The sequence below is a fragment of the Streptomyces sp. NPDC046939 genome (genome assembly GCF_040644575.1).
Classification (GTDB): domain Bacteria; phylum Actinomycetota; class Actinomycetes; order Streptomycetales; family Streptomycetaceae; genus Streptomyces.
In genome coordinates, this window is the sequence record NZ_JBEYWV010000041.1 from 86531 (window position 1) to 93102 (window position 6572).

The window sequence follows — 6572 nt, forward strand, 5'->3', positions numbered from 1 at the left end:
AGCGCCTCCTTCCGACGTTGCCTCGCGTACCTGCCCACCTTACGGCGTCCACGGGTACGCCCCGCAGCCCCCTGGAGTGCGGGAGGCTGCCCGGAACACTGCCCCGAGTCCGGCGGCGGCACTCCCCCCGGAGGGATCACTTCGCCCGGTGGGATCACTTCGTCACAGGGTCGAACGGAGCCACTGCTCCACGCTCGCGATGTGCACCGTCGCCCACGCCCTGGCCGCCTCCGCGTCGCGGTCGCGCAGCGCCGCGAGGATCGCCCGGTGTTCGCGCAGGGTGCGGCCGACCGCGTCCTCCTGGGTGAGGCCGCGCCAGATCCGGGCCCGGGTCGTCGGCCCGGACAGGCCGTCGAGCAGGGAGCACAGGACCGTGTTGCCGGACGCGGCGACGATGTCGCGGTGGAACTCCAGGTCGGCGGCGACCAGCTCCTCCACCGACGGATCGGCGCCCAGCGCGTCCAGGCGCGCGGCGAGGACGTCGATCCGCTCCTCGGAGATGGCGGCGGCGGCCATCGCGGTCGCCGCCGGCTCCAGGATGCGGCGTACGGCGAGGAACTCCAGGACCGTGTCGTCGCGGTGGAAGTCGACGACGAAGCTCAGCGCCTCAAGGAGCAGTTGCGGATCGAGACTGGTGACATAGGTTCCGTCACCCTGGCGGACGTCGAGGATGCGGATCAGCGACAGGGCGCGCACGGCCTCGCGCAGCGAGTTGCGGGAGAGGCCGAGCCTGTCGGCGAGTTCGCTCTCCTTGGGGAGCCGGTCGCCGGGGCGCAGGGCGCCGGAGACGATCATGCCCTTGATCTTCTCGATGGCCTCGTCGGTGACGGCCACGACGCCCCCTCTGCTCGTCCCCGGAGGGCACGCACCTCCGATGTCCGGGACCATTATGGGCTCAGGCCCACAGGGTGCTCGGCGCCTCCGCGCGCACGACCGGCGCGATCTCCTCCGCGAACCGCTGCAACGTCTCGATCTGCTCGCTCGTGCCCTGCCCGAACGCGTCCACGGTGACGGACTGGAGATCGTGCCGGTACACCGCGTGGTAGCCGAGGATCTTGTCGATGAGCTGCTGCGGCGAGCCGATGAGCTGCGGCCCGTCCGCGATGGCGTCCTCGATCGTGCGGAACGGCGTGTTGTAGCCCGCCTTGCCGGCCAGGTGCGGCCTGAAGGACTGGGCGACCTTCGCCTCGTACAGCTCCTTGTAGCGCGCGACGGCCTGCTCGTGCGTGTCCGCGATGAGCAGCCCGCCGGAGCCCGCCGCCACGTGCGCCCGCGCCGGATCGTGCCCGTACGCCGCGAACCGCTCCCGGTAGTGGTCGATGAGCTTCGCGTACGCGGCCCGGGGCTGGATCGCGTTCGCCGTGAACAGCGGATCGCCGTGCCTGGCGGCCAGTTCGGGGGAGTTGAGGGAGGTCGCCGAGCCGTGCCAGACGCGGGGGAGGCCCGCGTACGGGCGCGGCACCGTCGTCACGCCCTTCAGCGCGGGCCGGAACTCGCCCTCCCAGTCGACGCCCTCCTCCGTCCACAGGCGGCGCAGCAGCTCGTACTTCTCCTTCTGGAGGTCCCACTGGCGCGCCTCGTCCAGGCCGAACAGGTCGAAGTGGCCGGCCTCCGCGCCCTTGCCGATGACCAGTTCGACGCGGCCGCGCGAGAGCTGGTCGAGCGTCGCGTAGTCCTCGGCGACCCGCACCGGGTCGAGGATGGCCACGACGGTGACGCCCGTGAGCAGCTTGATCCGGGTCGTGCGCGCCGCCAGCGCGCCGAGGATCACGGTCGGGCTGGACGACAGGAACGGGCCGGCGTGCCGCTCGCCGACCGCGTACGCGTCGTAGCCGAGCCGTTCCGCCGCCACGCCGACCTCGACGACCTGCGTCAGCCGGTCGGCCGCCGACGGGAGTTCACCGGTCAGCGGGTGCGGGGCGTGGCCGATGATGGACAGGACCTGGAATCTCATGGACCCACTGTCACCCGCACACATTGCGGACGTATGTCGGCCACATGGCAGCGCCCGGGGACGCGTAAGGGGCGGCCCGCCATGGGAGCCGCCCCTTACCCGTACCGCCGGACTACTTCTTGTCGAGCAGGTCCTGCACCTTGCCCCGCACCTCGTCCGTGGCCAGGCCGCGGATCGTCAGCGTGGTGCGGCGGCGCAGCACGTCGTCCGGGGTCTCGGCCCACTCGTGGTCGCGGGCGTAGGCGACCTGCGCCCAGATCTCCGGGGCGTCGGGGTGGACGCGCTCGCCCAGCTCCGGGTTCTCGTTGGCCAGCCGCGCGATGTCGAAGGCCAGCGAACCGTAGTGGGTCGCCAGGTGCTTCGCGGTGTCGGCGGCCATCTGCGGGCCGGGCGCCGGGTTGTCGATCAGGAGGCGGTGGGCGACGGCGCGCGGGTTGGCGACACCCGGCAGCGGCAGCCGCTTCGGCAGCTCCTTGACCGGCTCGAAGTCGTCGCCCAGCGGGTGGCCGGGCAGCGACTCCAGCTTCTTCATCACCGTACGGCCGATGTGGCGGAACGTCGTCCACTTGCCGCCCGCAACGGACAGCATGCCCGCCCGGCCCTCGGTGACGACCGTCTCGCGCTTCGCCTTCGACGTGTCGCCGGGGCCGCCCGGCAGCACGCGCAGACCCGCGAACGAGTACGTGATGAGGTCCCGCTTGAGCTGCTGGTCGCGGACGGAGAACGCGGCCTCGTCCAGGATCTGGTCGATGTCCTTCTCCGTGACCGACACCTCGGCCGGGTCGCCCTCGTACTCCTCGTCGGTCGTGCCGAGAAGGAGCATGTCCTCCCAGGGGAGGGCGAAGGTGATGCGGTACTTGTCGATCGGGGTCGCGAGCGCGGCCTTCCACGGGGAGGTGCGCTTCAGGACCAGGTGCGCGCCCTTCGACAGGCGGATGGAGGGGGCCGCGTCCGGGTCCTCCATCTTGCGCAGGTGGTCGACCCACGGGCCGGTCGCGTTGAGCACGAGGCGGGCGTTCACGCCGAAATCGTCACCGCTCATGCGGTCCTTCAACTCGGCGCCCGTCACCCGACCCTTGGTGAAGCGCAGGCCGGTGACCTCGGCGTGGTTGAGGACGACGGCGCCCGCGTCGACGGCCGCGCGGACCGTCATCAGCGCCATGCGCGCGTCGTTCATCTGGTCGTCGCCGTACACGGCCACGGCCTTCAGGTTCTCGGTGCGCAGCTCCGGCACGTCCTGCTGCGCCTTGGCGGGCGAGAGCAGGTGGCCGACGCCGTCGCCGAACGCCGACAGGGCGCTGTACGCGAAGACGCCCGCGCCCAGCTTGGCCGCGCCGTGCGGGCCGCCCTTGTAGACGGGCAGGTAGAAGGTGAGGGGGTTGGCGAGGTGCGGCGCCACGTTCTTGGAGACCGCGCGGCGCTCGAAGTGGTTCTCCGCGACCAGCTTGACGGCGCCGGTCTGCAGGTAGCGCAGACCGCCGTGGAGCAGCTTCGAGGACGCGGAGGACGTGGCGCCGGCGAAGTCACCGGCGTCGACCAGGGCCACCCTGAGACCGGACTGCGCGGCGTGCCAGGCAGTGGAGATGCCCAGGATGCCGCCGCCGATCACCAGGAGGTCGTACGTCGCCTTGGAAAGCTGCTCGCGGGTCTCGGCGCGGCTCGGGTTCGAACCGGCGGCCGGGTGCGTTCCGAGGGCAGGCACGGTCTGCAGGGTGGTCTTGGTAGTCATGGTGGGGTGTTACTCCTCGACAGAGCTGTCTTCGAGCCAGCCCATGGACCGCTGCACGGCCTTGAGCCAGCTCTTGTACTCACGGTCGCGGGTGGCCGCGTCCATGCGGGGGGTCCATTCGGCGGCCCTGCGCCAGTTGGCGCGCAGGTCGTCGGTGGAGGACCAGAAGCCGACGGCGAGACCGGCGGCGTAGGCGGCGCCGAGGCAGGTCGTCTCGGCGACCATCGGGCGCACCACGGGCGCGTCCAGGAAGTCCGAGAGGGTCTGCATCAGCAGGTTGTTGGAGGTCATGCCGCCGTCGACCTTGAGGGCCGTGAGCTCGACGCCGGAGTCCTTCGTCATGGCGTCGCTGATCTCACGGGTCTGCCAGGCCGTGGCCTCCAGGACGGCGCGCGCGATGTGCGCCTTGGTGACGTACCGGGTCAGACCGGTGATCACACCGCGGGCGTCGGGGCGCCAGTACGGGGCGAACAGACCGGAGAACGCCGGCACGAAGTAGGCGCCGCCGTTGTCCTCGACCGACGACGCGAGCGTCTCGATCTCGGCGGCGGACTTGATGAGGCCCATCTGGTCGCGCATCCACTGCACCAGCGAACCGGTGACCGCGATGGAGCCCTCCAGGGCGTAGACCGGCTTCTGGTCGCCGATCTGGTAGCCGACGGTCGTCAGCAGCCCGGAGTACGAGTTGATGGCCTTGTCACCGGTGTTGATCAGCATGAACGTGCCGGTGCCGTACGTGGACTTCGCCTCGCCCTCGGCGAAGCAGGTCTGGCCGAACAGGGCGGCCTGCTGGTCGCCGAGCGCGGAGGCGACCGGGATGCCGCCGAGGACGTCGCCGAGCTTGCCGCCGGTGACCTCGCCGTAGACCTCGGCGGAGGAGCGGATCTCGGGCAGCATGTTCACCGGCACGCCGATGGAGTTGCAGATGCGCTCGTCCCACTCCATCTTGTGCAGGTTCATCAGCATGGTGCGGGAGGCGTTGGTGACGTCGGTGACGTGCTTGCCGCCGTCGACACCGCCGGTCAGGTTCCAGATGACCCAGGTGTCCATCGTGCCGAAGAGGATGTCGCCGGCCTCGGCGCGCTCGCGCAGGCCCTCGACGTTGTCGAGCAGCCAGCGGGCCTTGGGCCCGGCGAAGTACGAGGCGAGGGGGAGGCCCGTCTCGCGGCGGAAGCGGTCCTGGCCGACGTTGCGGCCGAGCTCACGGCACAGGGCGTCGGTGCGGGTGTCCTGCCAGACGATGGCGTTGTGGACGGGCTCGCCGGTGTTCTTGTCCCAGAGCAGCGTCGTCTCGCGCTGGTTGGTGATGCCGATGGCCTTGATGTCGTCGCGGGTGATGCCGGCCTTCTTGACGGCGCCTGCGACCACCTCCTGGACGTTGGCCCAGATCTCGTTGGCGTCGTGCTCGACCCAGCCCGGCTTCGGGAAGATCTGCTCGTGCTCCTTCTGGTCGACCGCGACGATCCGGCCGTCCTTGTCGAAGACGATGCAGCGGCTGGACGTGGTGCCCTGGTCGATCGCCGCGATGAAGGGGCCTGCAGTGTGTGCGTCGGTCACGGGGTGCTCCTGAAAAAATTCTTGATGCTCGGGCGGGTTCTCGCGAATCGGGCGGACTCGGGCGGCCTACTTGAACGCCACGTTGTAGAGGCCACCGGCTATGGCGCCGCCGATCAGCGGACCCGCGATCGGGATCCAGGCGTACGACCAGTCGGAACCGCCCTTGTTGGGCAGCGGGAGGAGGGCGTGCACGATGCGCGGGCCCAGGTCACGGACCGGGTTGATCGCGTAGCCCGTGGGGCCGCCGAGCGAGAGGCCGATGCCGACGACGACCAGCGCGGTGACCAGGGCGCCGAGCGTGCCCAGGCCATTGCCGCCGTCGTTCAGGCCCTGCGTGAGGATGGCGAGGACCAGGACGACCGTCGCGATGATCTCCGTGATCAGGTTCTGTGCGACGTTGCGGATCTCCGGGCCCGTCGAGAAGACGCCGAGCACGGGGCCCGCCTTGGGCGCGGCCTTCTGGTCGACCAGGCCGTCCTCGTCGGGCTGCGCCGCGAGGACCTCCGGGTCGGTCAGGTGCGCGTGGAACTGGCCGTAGTACGTCACCCAGACCAGTACGGCGCCGATCATCGCGCCGAGCAGTTGCGAGGCCAGGTAGAGCGGCACGTCGCTCCACTTGGTGCCGCCCTCGATGGCGAGGCCGAGGGTGACCGCGGGGTTCAGGTGGGCGCCCGAGACGCCGCCCGCGAGGTAGGCGCCGGTCAGGACCGCGAAGCCCCAGCCGAACGCGATGGCGACCCAGCCGGCCCCGAAAGCCTTCGAGCGCTTGAAAGTGACGGCGGCGCAGACGCCACCGCCGAGCAGGATGAGCACGGCGGTACCGATGGTCTCGCCGATGAAGATGTCGGAGCTGGACACCCGCGACTCCTTTGTCCTTCGTCCAGGGAAACCGAACCCCGGGTCCCTCTCCGGTGGTTCGCAGCCCTCCAGTGAGGGCGGTTTCGGCCTGGCCTCGTCGCACACTCTAACGCGTATTGCCGGTAGGTGTTCGACAATGCCGACCGATGGACGCGAGTTTGCGCTTGGGGCCGTTCGATCGTCAAGGGTTCTGTTATCCAAAGCACGATCGTTATTGATCGCTCGTGCCTATCGGTGACGCGGTGCGGATGGACGTGCATCGATGGTCACCCGGAAAGGTGCAACCTGCACGTTGAACGGGGGGAGCGGTGATTGCGGGCAGCGGGGCGGATCGCGCGGGGCGCTGTGTCTCGGCTGGGGAGCGGTACGCCCCGGGGCAAGGGGGTGCGGCGCGCAATCACCGCTCCCCCCGTTCAACGTGCAGGTTGCACCTTTCCGGGTGACCATCGATGCACGTCCATCCGCACCGCGTCA

At 70.2% G+C, this 6572-nt stretch carries 5 protein-coding genes; all 5 read right to left on the reverse strand.

Features of this window, described 5'->3' with window-relative positions; genetic code table 11:
* Window positions 1-162 precede the first annotated feature (162 nt).
* The 5 genes from ABZ877_RS34240 to ABZ877_RS34260 all read right to left on the reverse strand — a co-directional run bounded on the left by ABZ877_RS34240 (window position 163) and on the right by ABZ877_RS34260 (window position 6098).
* Complete coding sequence (locus ABZ877_RS34240; protein WP_361079495.1) at window positions 163-834, reverse strand: FadR/GntR family transcriptional regulator; 672 nt, start codon at window positions 832-834, stop codon at window positions 163-165.
* A 61-nt stretch (window positions 835-895) separates the two neighbouring features.
* Window positions 896-1954, reverse strand: coding sequence for an LLM class flavin-dependent oxidoreductase (locus ABZ877_RS34245; protein ID WP_361079497.1), 1059 nt, complete (start codon window positions 1952-1954; stop codon window positions 896-898).
* Window positions 1955-2066: 112 nt separating this feature from the next.
* The gene (locus ABZ877_RS34250; RefSeq protein WP_361079499.1) at window positions 2067-3683 is read right to left on the reverse strand and encodes a glycerol-3-phosphate dehydrogenase/oxidase; all 1617 of its coding nucleotides are present in this window, start codon (window positions 3681-3683) and stop codon (window positions 2067-2069) included.
* A gap of 9 nt (window positions 3684-3692) precedes the next feature.
* Window positions 3693-5240: a glycerol kinase GlpK gene (gene glpK / locus ABZ877_RS34255; RefSeq protein WP_361079500.1), complete on the reverse strand. Its 1548-nt coding sequence runs from the start codon at window positions 5238-5240 to the stop codon at window positions 3693-3695.
* 66 nt (window positions 5241-5306) lie between these two features.
* Window positions 5307-6098 (reverse strand): MIP/aquaporin family protein, encoded by a 792-nt coding sequence (locus tag ABZ877_RS34260; RefSeq protein ID WP_361079502.1) that lies wholly within the window; start codon window positions 6096-6098, stop codon window positions 5307-5309.
* Window positions 6099-6572 lie beyond the last annotated feature (474 nt).

Excerpts from the sequence above, each read along its gene's own strand:
- ABZ877_RS34250 (WP_361079499.1), bottom strand. The coding sequence starts at position 3,683 with ATGACTACCAAGACCACCCTGCAGACCGTGCCTGCCCTCGGAACGCAC.
- ABZ877_RS34245 (WP_361079497.1), bottom strand. The coding sequence starts at position 1,954 with ATGAGATTCCAGGTCCTGTCCATCATCGGCCACGCCCCGCACCCGCTG.